General features: G+C 63.6%; 13 protein-coding genes and 1 riboswitch. Of the genes, 4 read left to right on the top strand and 9 right to left on the bottom strand.

Going from position 1 to position 13,981, the window contains the following annotated elements; all coding sequences use genetic code 11:
- The first annotated feature begins 63 nt into the window (after positions 1-63).
- The gene (locus AC1RJY_RS08820) at positions 64-2,199 is read left to right on the top strand and encodes a penicillin acylase family protein (protein ID WP_498602144.1); all 2,136 of its coding nucleotides are present in this window, start codon (positions 64-66) and stop codon (positions 2,197-2,199) included.
- A 62-nt stretch (positions 2,200-2,261) separates the two neighbouring features.
- On the top strand, positions 2,262-2,861 hold the full coding sequence (locus AC1RJY_RS08825) for a GNAT family N-acetyltransferase (protein WP_210065718.1): 600 nt from the start codon (positions 2,262-2,264) through the stop codon (positions 2,859-2,861).
- On the opposite strand, the gene AC1RJY_RS08830 is transcribed toward AC1RJY_RS08825, so the two are convergent.
- The 3 genes from AC1RJY_RS08830 to AC1RJY_RS08840 are packed head-to-tail and all read right to left on the bottom strand — an operon-like array spanning position 2,858 to position 5,861.
- A complete protein-coding gene (locus AC1RJY_RS08830) occupies positions 2,858-3,652 on the bottom strand; it encodes an energy-coupling factor transporter transmembrane component T family protein (RefSeq protein WP_498602145.1) in 795 nt (264 codons plus the stop codon). The two genes, AC1RJY_RS08825 and AC1RJY_RS08830, sit on opposite strands and share 4 nt — an antisense overlap.
- A complete protein-coding gene (locus AC1RJY_RS08835) occupies positions 3,649-5,241 on the bottom strand; it encodes an ABC transporter ATP-binding protein (RefSeq protein ID WP_498602146.1) in 1,593 nt (530 codons plus the stop codon). The genes AC1RJY_RS08830 and AC1RJY_RS08835 overlap by 4 nt, the downstream gene beginning before the upstream one ends.
- Positions 5,241-5,861: an ECF transporter S component gene (locus tag AC1RJY_RS08840; RefSeq protein WP_011776286.1), complete on the bottom strand. Its 621-nt coding sequence runs from the start codon at positions 5,859-5,861 to the stop codon at positions 5,241-5,243. Before AC1RJY_RS08840 ends, AC1RJY_RS08835 begins: the two co-directional genes overlap by 1 nt.
- Positions 5,862-5,937: 76 nt before the next feature.
- A riboswitch (TPP riboswitch) is annotated at positions 5,938-6,074 on the bottom strand.
- A 442-nt stretch (positions 6,075-6,516) separates the two neighbouring features.
- Between AC1RJY_RS08840 and AC1RJY_RS08845 the strand changes: the two genes are divergently transcribed.
- Entirely contained in the window at positions 6,517-7,206 is a 690-nt protein-coding gene (locus tag AC1RJY_RS08845) for an NUDIX hydrolase (RefSeq protein ID WP_011776287.1), read from the top strand.
- 30 nt (positions 7,207-7,236) lie between these two features.
- Positions 7,237-7,497, top strand: coding sequence for a DUF4235 domain-containing protein (locus tag AC1RJY_RS08850; RefSeq protein ID WP_011776288.1), 261 nt, complete (start codon positions 7,237-7,239; stop codon positions 7,495-7,497).
- 61 nt (positions 7,498-7,558) lie between these two features.
- On the opposite strand, the gene mnhG is transcribed toward AC1RJY_RS08850, so the two are convergent.
- Genes mnhG through AC1RJY_RS08880 form a run of 6 tightly spaced genes read right to left on the bottom strand, consistent with a single transcriptional unit; the run spans position 7,559 to position 13,888 of the window.
- Positions 7,559-7,951, bottom strand: coding sequence for a monovalent cation/H(+) antiporter subunit G (mnhG, locus tag AC1RJY_RS08855; RefSeq protein WP_011776289.1), 393 nt, complete (start codon positions 7,949-7,951; stop codon positions 7,559-7,561).
- A complete protein-coding gene (locus AC1RJY_RS08860; RefSeq protein WP_210065713.1) occupies positions 7,941-8,219 on the bottom strand; it encodes an MrpF/PhaF family protein in 279 nt (92 codons plus the stop codon). The genes mnhG and AC1RJY_RS08860 overlap by 11 nt, the downstream gene beginning before the upstream one ends.
- A complete protein-coding gene (locus tag AC1RJY_RS08865) occupies positions 8,216-8,782 on the bottom strand; it encodes a Na+/H+ antiporter subunit E (protein ID WP_014922941.1) in 567 nt (188 codons plus the stop codon). Before AC1RJY_RS08865 ends, AC1RJY_RS08860 begins: the two co-directional genes overlap by 4 nt.
- Positions 8,779-10,377 carry a Na+/H+ antiporter subunit D gene (locus AC1RJY_RS08870; RefSeq protein ID WP_011776292.1) on the bottom strand — a complete coding sequence of 533 codons (1,599 nt, stop codon included), beginning with the start codon at positions 10,375-10,377 and terminating at the stop codon, positions 8,779-8,781. The genes AC1RJY_RS08865 and AC1RJY_RS08870 overlap by 4 nt, the downstream gene beginning before the upstream one ends.
- The gene (locus tag AC1RJY_RS08875; RefSeq protein ID WP_011776293.1) at positions 10,374-10,874 is read right to left on the bottom strand and encodes a Na(+)/H(+) antiporter subunit C; all 501 of its coding nucleotides are present in this window, start codon (positions 10,872-10,874) and stop codon (positions 10,374-10,376) included. Before AC1RJY_RS08875 ends, AC1RJY_RS08870 begins: the two co-directional genes overlap by 4 nt.
- Positions 10,871-13,888 (bottom strand): Na+/H+ antiporter subunit A, encoded by a 3,018-nt coding sequence (locus tag AC1RJY_RS08880; RefSeq protein WP_498602147.1) that lies wholly within the window; start codon positions 13,886-13,888, stop codon positions 10,871-10,873. The genes AC1RJY_RS08875 and AC1RJY_RS08880 overlap by 4 nt, the downstream gene beginning before the upstream one ends.
- Positions 13,889-13,981 lie beyond the last annotated feature (93 nt).

Here is a 13,981-nt window from a genome sequence, read left to right on the forward strand (position 1 = left end):
GACCAAAGCCATTTATCTTGAGCTTAAGTAAGCCTAACCTAAGCTCGAAAGCGGCCAGAGATTATGACGCCTGCCCCCACCCCCCAATCCGCCCCGGCAGGCGGCCGCGGAACGTACCGCGATGAATGGGGCATCCCGCATTTGTGGGCTGATACCGCTGATGAACTCGCCTTTCTCCAAGGCATGAATGCCGCGACGGACCGTTCCTGGCAGATCGAGCTGGAAAGGTGGCGTTCGGAAGGCCGTACCGCCGAAATTTTGGGCGCCGATGCTGTGGTCTGGGACCGCTTCGCCCGTCAAGCCCGGCTGGATGACACCGCGCGCCGCTGCTATGAGAACCTCGACGCCGACACTCAACGTTGGTGCGGGCAGTACGTGGCCGGCGTCAACCAGGCGTTGGCGGACGGTGTCCGGGGCGGACCGGAGTTTCAAGAATCCGGCAGCGAAGCCGAGCCATGGAATTCATGGACCCCGCTCGGCGTCTTTCTGGTGCATCACATCCTCTTCTCAACCTTCCCCAACAAGTTGTTCCGTGCCCACGTCGCGCGGACACTCGGCGACGACGCCGTGAGCTTGTTCAGCATCGAAGCACCTGTATGGTCAGGCAGCAACGCTTGGGCCGCCCACGGATCGACGACTACCAGCGGCCTGCCGCTCATCGCCGGCGACCCCCACCGCCTCATGGAGCTGCCCGGCGTCTACCAGCAGATACGGCTCGCATGCCCGGAGTTCGACGCAATCGGATTCGCGTTCCCCGGTGTTCCCGGACTCCCCCATTTCGCCCACACGGGCAACACAGCCTGGGCCATCACCAACGCCATGGCCGACTACCAGGACCTTTTCGTCGAAGAGCTGCGCCGGGTCAGCGACTTCGCCGGTGAGCGCATCGAGGCGCGGGGAGCGGAGGGCTGGGAGCCCGTCGACGTGAGTTCCGAAACCATCCGCGTCCGCGGTGGTGAATCGGCGTCCGTTGAGATTATTGAGACCAGCCGGGGTCCGGTCATCTCGGAAACGCCCGACGGCGGCGCCTTGAGTCTGCGCTTCCCGGCCCGAGTTGAGGGACGGTTGGGGTTCCAAGCCCTCCTGCCGCTGTTGCGCAGCCGGAACGTCTCCGAGGTGGAAACCGCCTTCGATGCGTGGGTGGAGCCCGTCAACAGCGTGGTGGCCGGGGACGTGTCCGGATCTGTGCGGCACTTTGTTGCCGGGCTGGTCCCGCAGCGTAACCCCGCCAATCGGCGCTTACCCGCTCCGGCCTTCTCCGCCCGCCATGACTGGGAGGGGCAGTACGTGATCCTGCCCCGCACCGAGATCCAACAATTCGCAGTGAGCGCGAACGACCGCGCCGCCGGAGGCGGCGATGCCGTGGCCATGGAGTTCGCGCCCGCGCATCGGGCCCTCCGCATCCGGCAGCTGCTGGAGTCGGCCGCCGAGCCGTTATCCGTGGATGCCATGCAGGCCATCCACACGGACACCTTGCTGGGTCCATGGCCGTTGTTCCGGTCAATGCTCACCGGCCTGAACGCCGACGACCTGTCCCTCGAAGCCAAGGAGCTAAGGGCTCTCTTGGTGGAATGGGATGGCTCGATGGACGCAAGCAGCCATCACGCCGCCGTTTTCGCTGCGTGGCGTGGTGCGTTAGTCCAGCGACTGGCACGGCATCCCGCGCTTGCGGCGTTGAATGAATCCACAGGCTACTCGCCGCTGTTCGGGCCGTGGTTGTCGGTGACGTCCCGCATTGGTTTTGCGCTGGAGACCCTGCTGGCTCGCGGCTCCGAATTCGGCATCAACGGTGGAGTGGAAGCTGCGGCAGCGCTCGAGGTTGCTGCACTGGAAGAAGCCCTGCTGGACGGTGCTGTCTGGGGTGAGCGGCACAAGCTTCTGGCCGTGCATGTCCTCCCGGGCACGCTCGCGGCATCGGCACCCGTTGCTGACCTAAGCGGGGACACCGGGTGCGTCCTCTGCACCGAGAGCCTCCCCGGTGTAGATGACCGAAGCTTCCGCGGACCCGTAGCCCGTTACGTCTGGGATCTGGCCGATCAGCGCAATAGCCGTTGGATCGTTCCCTTCGGAGCGTCGGGCAGGCCGGGCCACCAGCACTTTGCCGATCAGCTCCCGCTCTGGACTGCCGGGGAACTCGCTCCAGTGGTCACTGACTGGTCCGTTCTGACCAAAGACACCCCTGAGCAAACACCCGCCTGACTCAAGACCCGCCTGCCCATTCCCGTCCCCGACATCAGCCTGCATCAGCCCCGAAGGAAGCCATGACCACCACCACGCAGGACTTCTCCGTCCGCACCACCGTCTACGCCGAGGACCTCGAAGGATGGGGTGCGCTCCGGATTGTTCCGCTGATTCCCCGCGAGGACATCGATCTCATCTTCGAATGGGTTACCCAGCCCCGCGCCAAGTTCTGGGGAATGACGGAGAACTCCCGCGAGGAGGTCCTGGGGATCTACGAGTTCCTTGACTCGCTGGATACCCACCACGCGTTCCTGGCCACCTTGGACGGGGAGCCGTTGGCCCTCTTCCAGACGTACGAGCCCCTGCATGATCCCGTGGGCGAGGCCTACCCCGCCCGAGAGGAAGACATCGGCATGCACCTGCTGCTGGCCCCTGCCACGCGGCCCATTCCTCACTTCACCCCGCGCCTGGGCACGTCCTTGATCAAGTACATGTTCTCCCTGCCGGGCAAGGACCGGATTGTGGTGGAGCCGGACTCCCGCAACGCCAAGGCCCTGCGCCGCTTGGAAGCGACGTGCTTTGAGCTGGGACCCATCATCCAGCTTGCCGAGAAGGAAGCCCAGTTGGGTTTCCTGACGCGGGCAGGCTTCGATGAAATCCAGCAGCGTCCCGCGCGCTAGCGCCAGACGAAGCTCCAGGTTCCCGCGCCCACTGCCGTCAGGACCGCACCGGCTGAGATAACCAGTCCTCCAAGGACTACCCACGCATCCAGGAGGGAATAGGTGGATTCCCGCGCCCACGTCCTTTGACCACCGCCGAAGCCGCGCGCTTCCATGGTCACCGCCAACCGCGACGCCCGCCGAACAGCCTGAACCAGCAACCCGAAACTCTGGCCGAGCGTGGCCTTCAAACGCTGAAAAGGGCTGCCTTGGGAACCGACTCCGCGGGCACGGCGGGCCATTCCGATGGTTTGCCACTCCTCTGCCATGAGGCCCACCAGCCTCATGGCAGCGAGGGATCCGAGGACGAAGCGGTGCGGCAGCCTGGCCTTCTGCGCCAGCGCGTCGGCCAGGTCTGTGGGATCGGTGCACGTCATCAGCAAGATCGCTGGCAACGCAATCGCCAAACCGCGGAGCATGAAACCAAGCCCCAGCTCAAGGGAACCTTCGCTGATGGACCAGAGCCCGACGTCGAGCAGTACAGCGCCGCTGTCCGCCGCCACGATCGCGGTGCTCCAGCCGCCGATCGCGGCCGCGATGATCAGGGGCCAGGCCCGCCGCCATAAAAGCCTGAAAGTGAGGCCGGCCAACGGGAAGAGCGCCAGTTCAGCAATGAGTGCCGTTGAGGCCGAGACCCAGTCAATGGACAGTGCCAGCACAAGGGATATGAGGAAGACCGCTACGAACTTGGCCAGAGGGTTGGCACGGGTCAGCAGGGAGTGGTTTCCGCGAATATTCAGTGCGTCCCTCATGCTGCGCCGGCTTCCTGATGGGTGGCTCGGCCCTCCGTGATCGGGCCTAGCCGCAGTTCTGTGCCGCCGAGTACGGCACTGAATTCCTGATCGTGGGTCACGGAGACCACCGCGGTTCCAGCGTCCAGCAACTCGGAAAGGAACGACGCCAATTCTGCCCACGTGTTGGCGTCCTGGCCGAACGTGGGCTCGTCCAAGACAAGAACCTTCGGATGTGCTGCGAGCACCGTGGCCACCGAAAGCCGCCGCTTCTCCCCGCCGGACAACGTATACGGGTTGGCGTCCACAAGATGCGTCAGCCGCAACCGCTCCAACAGTTCATCCACGCGTTCCTCGCCATGGCCCAGATGCTTCGGACCGAACATGAGTTCATCCAGGACCTTGCCCGTGACGAACTGATGCTCCGGCTCCTGGAACACCGTCCCGATGCGGGCGATCAGCTGCTCCGCCTTCCACTTGTACGGGTCAATGCCCGCGCCTTCGGAAAGCTCGACGGCGGCACTCACCTTGCCGTCCACAGGCGCCAAAAGGCCGGCCAACGTGAGCGCGAACGTGGACTTGCCCGCACCGTTTGGGCCCGTAATGGTCAGTGCCTGGCCAGCTCTTACCTGCGCACTGATGCCCGTTTGCACCGGCATGGGCGGGATGGTTTTGAACCCTTTGCGCCGTGGCTTTTCACGGGAAACAGAAAGGTCCTGGGCTGCGAGGAGAAGCTGCGCGGTGTCGGGCTCATTGTGCCGCCCCCGGGTTGCCGGGACGTACCCGGGCACCCAGACGCCTGCCGACATGAGCATAGTGCGGGCCTCGGAAAGGACCTGGTCCGGAGGGCCGTCCAAGAGGACGCCGCCCGTGACCCGCCCGGCCCCTGCGGCCGTGCTGGACCCTGCGGCCGATCCCGGCTGCAGGACCACGATCCGGTCCACCAGGTCCTTCCACACAGAGACGCGGTGTTCCACCACAACCAGCGTGGCGCCGGTCTTGTCCAGGCAGCGCCCAACAGCATCCCGGACCTCGAGCACACCTGCCGGGTCCAGGTTGGCTGTTGGTTCGTCCAGAAGGATCAGGCCGGGGCGCATGGCCAAAATGCCCGCAAGCGCGAGGCGCTGCTTCTGGCCGCCGGAGAGCGCCGCCGTCGGGTGATCCAACGCCAGGCCGCCACCCGCAGCGGTACGCAACCCGACGTCGTCGAGCGCTTCATGGACGCGGGACCAGATTTCGTCCCGCGGAACTGCAAGGTTCTCCGCGCCGAAGGCGACGTCGTCGCCAACCCGCGACAAGACCACCTGCGTTTCCGGATCCTGCTGCATCAGTCCGGCACGGCCACGCTGCTCGCGGGGCGCGACGCCGTCGATCAGCAGGGAGCCGGTCTCATCCGAGTCGTCTTCCTCATCCCCCAGCACCCCGGCGAGGGCGTGCAGGAGGGTCGACTTGCCGGCGCCCGAAGGGCCCAGCAGCAGAACCAGTTCCCCCGGTTCGATCCGAAGGTCCAGGCCTTGAATGGCAGGCTGGGCCCGGCCGGCATGCCGCCATCCCCAGCCCTCGGCGGAGATGGCGGCAGGCCGGACCGTGCCGCTTTGCGTGGCGGACATCAGTTGAAGACTGGCTCCGAAGCGGCCTTGCGCGAGGCGAAGGAGCTCAGCACCCCGGTCTTGGCGAGGCCGCGCGTCGCAACCCAGGAGAGGGCGCCGGCGATGATGGCACCGGAGATCGTGGTGAAGGTGATGTAGGCCAGCTTGTCGATGGCCTCGTAGGCGATGTTCCAACCCCATGGCAGGAAGGAGTCGTTCAGGCCGCAGAAGAGGCCCGCGCCGGCGCCCGCAAGGAGCGCGGTGGGCAGGTTGAACTTCTTGTACCTGAAGGCGGCGAAGATGAGCTCGGCGCCCAGGCCCTGCAAAACGCCGGATATCAGCACCGTGGTGCCGTACTGCGAGCCCATGATGAGCTCACCGGTGGCGGCGACGGCTTCGCAGAACAGCGCAGCACCGGGCTTGCGGATAATGAGCATTCCCAGGACCGCGGGAATCATCCAGCCACCGGCAATCAAGCCTGTGAGCGGCGGATACGTCGCGTTCATGGGGATGGATACCAGTGCCGCGCCCTGGGACCATGCCCAGAAGATCACGCCGCCGGCGATGGCGATAAGAGCCGCCACAACGATGTCTACAACGCGCCAGTTATAACTGGCCTTCTTCACGTTTACCGTGGTCATTTCTGCCTCCTGAGGTTACAGGAGGGGAAAGTGCTCCCCGGATCCCGGGTCCGGCTCGCGCCGTCCGCATCCGGACACTCTGAGAAGCTCGACTCCCTTGCGCCGGTACTAACCGGATCAGGTTCGAGGGTCTGCGGCTGTCCGCACTCTCAGCGCCCTCGCGTCTCCTGCATCTCTGCAGAGTCCGACGGCGGCGCTCCCCTGTCGTTATCAAATCTGCCCTGATGGGCTGGTTCAGTTTACACCTGAGTCCGTGGCGGGCGCTGCGGTCCAGTCACAATCGGCTTCCCGTCCTTGAGGTGCCCGTTGCCACGCGCGTTGCGAGGCCCGCTCTGCACCCTTCCCCCGCGCCATTCCCTGCACACCAGGCCTAACAACGAGACGGGGGTGCGTTGCGAGGCCCGCTCTGCACCCCTCCCCCACGCCATTCCCTGCACACAAGGCCTAACAACGAGACGGGGGTGCGTTGCGAGGCCCGCTCTGCACCCTTCCCCCGCGCCATTCCCTGCACACCAGGCCTAACAACGAGACGGGGGTGCGTATTGCGAGGCCCGCTCTGCACCCTTCCCCCACGCCATTCCCTGCACACCAGGCCCCACAACAGGACCTGAGAGAATGAATCAGCAGACTTCACCGCGGCAAAGGGGCACATTTCATGACGGACATCTCCGGCTCGGGACTTACAGACACCAACGCCGTGGCGGAACCCCGCCTGGCAGCGAGCGTCATCCTGCTCCGCGACGCCTCGGACGGCCTCGAAGCCTTCGTCCAACACAGGGTGAGCACCATGGACTTTGCCGCCGGAATGGTGGTCTTCCCTGGCGGACGCGTCGATGCCGCCGATCAGAGCGGGTGGGACTACCCGGCGGAGCTGCTTCAACGCCACGCAGCCGACTGGAACCAGAGCTCCCTGAGCGCGGATCCGGGAGCAGCAGCGAAGAACGCCGGGACGGTACTCGCTGCCGCCATCCGCGAGGTTCAGGAGGAGGCCGGACTCACCATCGATGCCTCCGACCTCCGCCCGTGGGCCAACTGGATCACCCCCACGGACATGCCCAAACGCTTCGACACGTTCTTCTACGTTGCCAAGCCCTCTCCGGGAGCCACGCCGCAGCACCAAACCACGGAAGCCTGGCAATCACTGTGGATGCCGGTGGCGGACATTCTTGAAGCGGAAGCCGCAGGCACGTTGAAACTGATGCCGCCCACCTATTACCTGCTCAAAGAAATCGCCGGACTCGGAACCGTGGACGCTGTCTGGTCGGCCGAACACCCAGTCGTTCCAGTACTTGCGCCGGTTGGTTCATTGGCGGCGTTCCTCAAGGAACGGGAAAGCCGCCGCTAACGGTGTGGCCTTTAGAGCTAGGCTGGGGGCATGAACCTCTTCTTCAAGCTGATCGGTGCCGGAGTAAGCCTCGGAGCAGGATTCGTAGGCACCAAACTCGTCAATAAAGGGTGGGAAAAGGCCACTGGCAACAAACCACCCATGGGCAACGACGATATGGAAACCAGTCTGCGTTCGGCGCTGACATTCGCACTGATTTCGGCTTTTGTGAGCACGCTCATCCAGGTCCTGGCAAGCCGGGGCACGCAGCGCGCCATCGCGCGCTTCGCGAAGACCCACGACATCGTCTAGGCACCCGAACCACGAACGCCGGGATCACCTGCAGGTGACCCGGCGTTCGTTGTGGCTGCTGCTAGCGGTCGCTCCCCGGTTCCTGACCGGCGGCCGCCCTTTGGACTACGGCTTCCAACTCATCCTTGGTGAGCTTTTCGCGGTGTCCGTGCTTGGTGCGGTACGCCGAGCGGCCCACCATGTGGGCAGAGACGGGCGCCGTGAGGAGCTGGAAAATCCAGGCCACCACCAAGACAGGCCACACCCACCAGGTGCGCATCTGGAGTCCGATTGCGGCAAGCATAAGGAACAACCCCAGGACCTGCGGTTTGGTGGCTGCGTGCATGCGGCTCATGAGGTCCGGGAAGCGGAGCAAGCCGATGGCCGCGCCCAGTGACATCAGGGCACCCACCACCAGGAATACGGCGGTGACAACATCAATCACAGCGTCAAGGCCGGTGGCATCAGGACTCATTGCTTTGCTCCCTGCGTTCGGCCACGAACCTTGCAACTGTCACAGAGCCGATGAAACCGATCACTGCGAGCGCTACCAGCAGCATCAGGTTGTTCAGATGCTTGTTCAACGCCATATCGATCGCCAGGGCAGCGCCCAGGATTGCCAGCAAAACGTCTGATGCCAGAACGCGATCCAGGAGGGACGGGCCGATGGCGATGCGGATAATTGCCCCAGCGGCGGCCAAGCTGAGGATCACGGCCGTAGCTACGAGAACCGCTTCTTTCATAACGCTGCTCCTTCCATCCCGGGACGCTGTTCGGCTTTGAGGGCCTCGACTTCTTCGCGTGTACCCATGATCCGGATCAGTCCTGCTTCGATGTCTTGGGTTTCCTGACGAATCTTGTCGATGTCCGCCTCTTCGTAAATGTTGAGCGCGTGCAGATAAAGCGTGGACGTGGAGCGGTCCACCTCCACCACCAGGGATCCGGGGATCAGCGAGATAACGTGCCCGGTGGCCGTCACCATGAGGTCGGAATGGCTCCGCAAAGGAACGGCGACGACGGCGCTGCGAACCTTGGGTCCCTTGGCTACAGCCAGGTACAGCACCAGGAAGCTCGCTGCCACCACTTTGGCGAGGAACAGGAGGGCGAAAGGAATGGCGCGCAGGATGTTGAACCTGCCGCTGAGCTCCACCGGGGGGAGGTAGAAGAACTTGGCCACCAGCACGGCGATCAGTGCGCCGAACAGGAGGTTGCCCGGGCTGAAGTCCCGCCACAGCGCACCCCACACGATCACCAACCAGATGAGCAACGGCAGTTCAGTGCGGAACGAGATCGGTTTGCGGCTCATTTCGCATCACCCGTCTGTACTTCATCAGTGTGCGTTTCATCCGTCTGCGCAAGCGGCGGCACCACAACGGAATCTCCCAACACGGAGTGAATATAGGCGGAGCGGTCCAACATGATTCCAGCGGAGCCGTCAGCAACCTTGAACAACGGACCTGCGAAGACCGTCAATGCCACGCCGAACACCACCAGCCCAGCTGTTGACCCCACCATGGTCCGTGGGAGCACTCCGACGTTCCCGGGGGTTTTCAGCACGGGGTCCGGGTACTCGGCGTCCTCAGGCTTCCTCCAGAACGCCCTGTTCCACACGCGGGCGATCGCCAGCAGGGTCAGCAGGCTGGTCACCACGCCACCTACCACCAGCACGATGGCCAGCGGCGTTCCGAGTTCAACACCGGCCTGCAACAGCCCCAGCTTTCCAAGGAAGCCGGAGAACGGTGGGATGCCTGCCAGATTCATCGCAGGAACAAAGAACAGCAAGGCCAGCAGCGGTGAGAGCTTCGCCAAGCCACCCAAGCGGTCCATGGATGAGCTGCCGCCACGCCGCTCAATAAGACCCGTGACCAGGAACAAACTGGTCTGCACTGTGATGTGGTGGGCAACGTAGAAGACCGCAGCCCCGAGTCCGGCCACGGAGCTCATCGCCAAGCCAAACACCATGTAGCCGATATGGCTCACCAAGGTAAAGGACAGGAGACGTTTGATGTCACTCTGGGCCAAGGCGCCCAGAATTCCGACAATCATGGTCAGTAGCGCCACCACCATCAGTGGAACGTTGAGGGTGTCCCCGGGGAACAGGAGCGTTTCCGTGCGGACCATCGCGTAGACGCCCACTTTTGTCAGCAAGCCTGCGAACACGGCGGTGACCGGGGCGGGAGCAGTTGGATAGGAGTCCGGGAGCCAGAAGGACAGGGGGAAGACTGCTGCCTTGATCCCGAAGGCCACCAACAACATCACGTGCAGGAGGTTTTGCGTGCCTTGGTCCAGTTCGGCCAGCTTGATGGCCAAATCCGCCATGGTGATGGTTCCGGTGGCTCCGTAGATCATGGCGATGGCGATGAGGAACAGAACGGACGACACCACGGAGACCACAACGTACGTCACGCCCGCGCGGATACGTGGCCCTGTCCCGCCCAACGTCATGAGCACGTAACTTGCGGTCAGCAGGATCTCGAAGCCGACGTAAAGGTTGAAAAGGTCACCGGTGAGAAAGGCATTGGACACGCCCGCGACCAGAATCAGGTACGTGGGGTGGAAGATCGAAACCGGCGCTTCCTGGTCGCCGTCGGCCATGCCCTGCCCCGTAGCGTAGATCAACACCGCGAGGCTCACCACGGTGGAGACCACCAGCATGAGCGAGGAGAACTGGTCCACTACCAGGACCACACCCCACGGGGGCAGCCATCCGCCCAACGTGACCGATGTGGTGCCGCCGTCCCACACCGAGATCAGGAGGAGGCATTCGAGCAGGAGGGTTGCGCTGAGGATGCCAATGCTCACCGCACGCTGGGCGCTGTGGTGGCGGATCAGCAGGAACGCCAGGGCAGCACCCAGAATTGGTAGGAGGACAGCTAGCGGCGACAGGTTCGCGAGATTCACGCGCTGCCTCCTTCCTGGGTTGTTGCCGTGTTGGGGGTCTCTGTGGCATCCGGCTTTTCGCGATCCGCCGGGCTTGCGGGGGTGATCGCGAACTCCGAGGTTTCCAGCGGAACAATGGCGTCGTCCTCGGCGTCGAAGCTCGGAGTCTTGGCCACGCGCACGTCTTCGAGGTCATCCTGGATCTCGTCCTGACGAGCCAGAACCCATGTGCGGTAAATGATGCCCAACATGAAAGCCGTCACGGCGAAGGAAATGACGATCGACGTGAGGATCAGCGCCTGGGGCAAAGGATCGTTGTAGGTGTCCGGGTTCGTTTCCTTGTTGAACAGCGGTGCAAGGCCGGCGTACCCTCCCGTGCTCAGGATCAGGATGTTGGTGGCGTTGGCCAACAGCATCAAACCCAACAGCACACGCGTCAGGCTGCGTTCCAGGATCAAGTAGATGCCGCAGGCGTACAGCACGCCCATGACGATCAGCAAGGTCAGGTTGATGCTCATGCGTTACTCTTCCCGAGCGCGGCGGATTCAGCGGCTTCGTGGGCAAGCTCAGGATGCTCGGCAGCGTCTTCCTCTGCAAGGGGCATGCTTTTGCCTTCAAAGTGTTCGTCGATTTCGGCGCCGAGGCTGCGGAGGACGTCCAGCGCCAACCCCACAACCACGATGTACACGCCGATATCGAAAATCGTTGACGTGACGAACTTGACGTCACCGAAGACGGGCAGCCAGAACTCGATGATCGCGCTCTGGAATACCTGGCCGCCAAGGAACAGTGGGACCACACCCGAGGCTGCCGCCGTCGCAAGTCCCGTCCCCAGAAGCGTGCCGGCGCTGATGGTCGCTGCCTCACTCAACTCGAAACGCCCACCGGCCAGATAGCGGATGGTGAGGGCGAGGCCTGCGGTGAGGCCGCCTGCGAAGCCGCCGCCCGGCAGGTTATGTCCGGCGAGGAGGAGGTAGATGGAGAAGATGATCATCGAGTGGAAGATCAGCCTGGTCACCACTTCGAAGATGATCGAGCGTCGTTCCGGCGCCAGCGTGCGTCCTGCAACCAGCCACGCGTCGCGGGTAACGTCAGTGAACTTCCTGGCGACGGCCAGCGTGGCACCGTCGCGTGAATCGCGGTCGACGCCGGTGCGGCGCCCCACGCTGCCTGCCGGCACGGCCTCCGAGGTCTTGATCCTGTCGCCGCGGCTACGGACGAAGATCAGGCTGGCAACACCCGTGGCGGCAATGGCCAACACGGAAATCTCACCAAAGGTGTCCCATGCCCGGATGTCGACGAGGGTCACGTTGACCACGTTCAGTCCGCCGCCGCCTTCATAAGCCAGGCGCGGGAATTCAAGGGAGATGGGAGTGGCTACACGGGCGCCCATGGCGTAGATGGCCACGAAAATCATGGTGATGCCGAACGCTGCCCCGATGATCACGCGGATCACCCGGAGCCTGCCGCCGGTCCTGTCCCTCAGCTCGGCAGGCAGGCTGCGCATGGCCAGCACGAACGCCACCAGCACAATGGTTTCCACCAGCATCTGAGTCAGGGCGAGGTCCGGCGCGCCCTGCAAGGCAAACATCAGCGCGATGCCGTAGCCCGTGACGGAGACCATGAGAACGGCGAGGAAGCGCTTGTTGGCGCGCACTGCTGCCAGCGCACCCACCACGATTCCCGCCCCGGCCACCAACTGCAGTGGGGAGTTCGGGTCGATGAAATAGATGCCGCCCGGCAAGGGCTTGTTGGCCACAATCAAGGCGGTGGCCGGCACAGCGAAGGCGACAGTCAGGATAACTGCCAGGTAGAAGTACAGCGAACCACGCTGCGTGCGGCCCGTTACCCACACTGCGATGTCGTCCAAGGCACCGATGGTGTGCTGGTAGGCGCGATCACCGTCCACCCAGTCCGGAACCAAGCTTTGCGCCCGGGAGACGAGGTTGCGTCCGTAGAACATTGCAGCACCAGCCGCGAAAGTTATCGCTGTCAGCCCCAACGCAGGGGTGATGCCATGCCACAAAGCCAAGTGTCCGGCGTCGACCGCGTCCGGGCCGTCAGCGAACAGCGCTGCGTAAGGCTGAATCCAGGTGTCCACGGGTGCCGGCCACACACCGTAGGCGATGGTCAGCAGGCTCAAAATTGCGGGCGCGGCCAGGAAGGCGGGCTTGATGGGCTTGAAAGGCGTGGGCTCCACGCCGGGCTTGACGGCAAACGCGCCCCACATGAACCGGGCGCTGTAGGCGAACGTCAGGATGGAGCCGATGACCAGGCCAATCAGGATCCAGACGCCCCAAACCGGCGCGTCGTCGCCGGTGCCGTAGTGGACAAAGGCCTCGAAGACCGACTCCTTGGCTACGAAGCCAGCCAACGGAGGCACGCCGGCCATGGACGCCGCCGCAATACCGGCCACCACTCCGAGGGCACGTGAAGAACGGAAAACCCCGGAAAGCTTGCGGATATCGCGTGTTCCGGATTGATGGTCGATGATGCCGACCACCAGGAACAGGGCCGCTTTGAACAGGCCGTGCGCCAGGAGCAGCCCGAGTCCTGCAAGGGCAGCATCAGGCCTGCCCAGACCAACCACCATGGTGAGGAAGCCGAGCTGGCTGACAGTGCCGTAGGCGAGGATGAGCTTGATGTCGGTTTGGCGAAGTGCGCGGTACCCACCCACCAGCATGGTGGCCAGGCCCAGCCCCAGGACCACGGGAAGCCAAAATTCCGACGTCGAAAACCCGGGAGCAAGGCGCGCGACGATGTAGATGCCGGCCTTCACCATGGCAGCCGCATGCAAGTAGGCGCTCACCGGTGTGGGAGCAGCCATGGCGCCCGGCAGCCAGAAGTGGAACGGGACAAGGGCCGATTTGGTCACCGCACCGGCAAGGATAAGTACGACGGCGGCAGTCACCGCTCCCTGCATCGGTCCGCTCATGAGCGTCCCGGCCTGGTCCAAAATCGCCGAAATCCGGTAGGTGCCGGCAGCTTGGCCCACGATGATGAGGCCCACGAGCATCGCCAGGCCACCAGCCGTGGTGACCATGAGTGCCTGCAGCGCCGAGCGGCGTGCTGCCAAACGGGTGCGCGCATAGCCGATCAGCAGGTAGGACAGGATAGTGGTGAGTTCCCAGAAGATGAACAACATCAGGAGGTCATCGGAGGTCACCAAGCCGAACATTGCGCCGGCAAAGGCCAGAAGTTGTGCCCCGAATCCGCCGAGGTCCGCATCCTTGTTCTTGAAGTACCGGGCGCAATAAACCAACACCAAGGATCCAACGCCGAGGATCAGCAGCGACATAACCCAAGCCAAGGGATCCATGCGGAAAGCGAGTTCCAACTTCAGGCTGGGGATCCACGGGAGGATCTCTTCTATGCCTCCGCCGGAATATACGGCTTCGTACTGGAAGATCAGCCAAATGAAAGCGCCCGCGGGGACTGCTGCGAGGGCGTAGAACGCGTTCCTGCCGAGCTTGCTGAAAATCAAGGGCGCCACAGTTGCCGCTACAAAGGTGATGGCGAGAACTGTGATCACTGTTATCTCCGCAAAGTCAGGAACGAATTGTCAAAAGTTGGAGCAGGCGGTCATACGTTGGGTTCGGTTGGTCCAGTTTATCAAGGGCGTCCG

It is taken from the genome of Arthrobacter sp. GW822-FHT05G07 (assembly GCF_058799755.1).

What these genes read in the sequence shown, in the direction of transcription:
- AC1RJY_RS08865 (WP_014922941.1), bottom strand. Translation starts at nt 8,782, where the DNA reads ATGAGCCGCAAACCGATCTCGTTCCGCACTGAACTGCCGTTGCTCATC.
- AC1RJY_RS08835 (WP_498602146.1), bottom strand. Translation starts at nt 5,241, where the DNA reads ATGTCCGCCACGCAAAGCGGCACGGTCCGGCCTGCCGCCATCTCCGCC.
- AC1RJY_RS08840 (WP_011776286.1), bottom strand. Translation starts at nt 5,861, where the DNA reads ATGACCACGGTAAACGTGAAGAAGGCCAGTTATAACTGGCGCGTTGTA.
- AC1RJY_RS08825 (WP_210065718.1), top strand. Translation starts at nt 2,262, where the DNA reads ATGACCACCACCACGCAGGACTTCTCCGTCCGCACCACCGTCTACGCC.
- AC1RJY_RS08830 (WP_498602145.1), bottom strand. Translation starts at nt 3,652, where the DNA reads ATGAGGGACGCACTGAATATTCGCGGAAACCACTCCCTGCTGACCCGT.
- AC1RJY_RS08875 (WP_011776293.1), bottom strand. Translation starts at nt 10,874, where the DNA reads ATGAGCATCAACCTGACCTTGCTGATCGTCATGGGCGTGCTGTACGCC.
- AC1RJY_RS08845 (WP_011776287.1), top strand. Translation starts at nt 6,517, where the DNA reads ATGACGGACATCTCCGGCTCGGGACTTACAGACACCAACGCCGTGGCG.
- AC1RJY_RS08820 (WP_498602144.1), top strand. Translation starts at nt 64, where the DNA reads ATGACGCCTGCCCCCACCCCCCAATCCGCCCCGGCAGGCGGCCGCGGA.
- AC1RJY_RS08850 (WP_011776288.1), top strand. Translation starts at nt 7,237, where the DNA reads ATGAACCTCTTCTTCAAGCTGATCGGTGCCGGAGTAAGCCTCGGAGCA.
- AC1RJY_RS08860 (WP_210065713.1), bottom strand. Translation starts at nt 8,219, where the DNA reads ATGAAAGAAGCGGTTCTCGTAGCTACGGCCGTGATCCTCAGCTTGGCC.
- mnhG (WP_011776289.1), bottom strand. Translation starts at nt 7,951, where the DNA reads ATGAGTCCTGATGCCACCGGCCTTGACGCTGTGATTGATGTTGTCACC.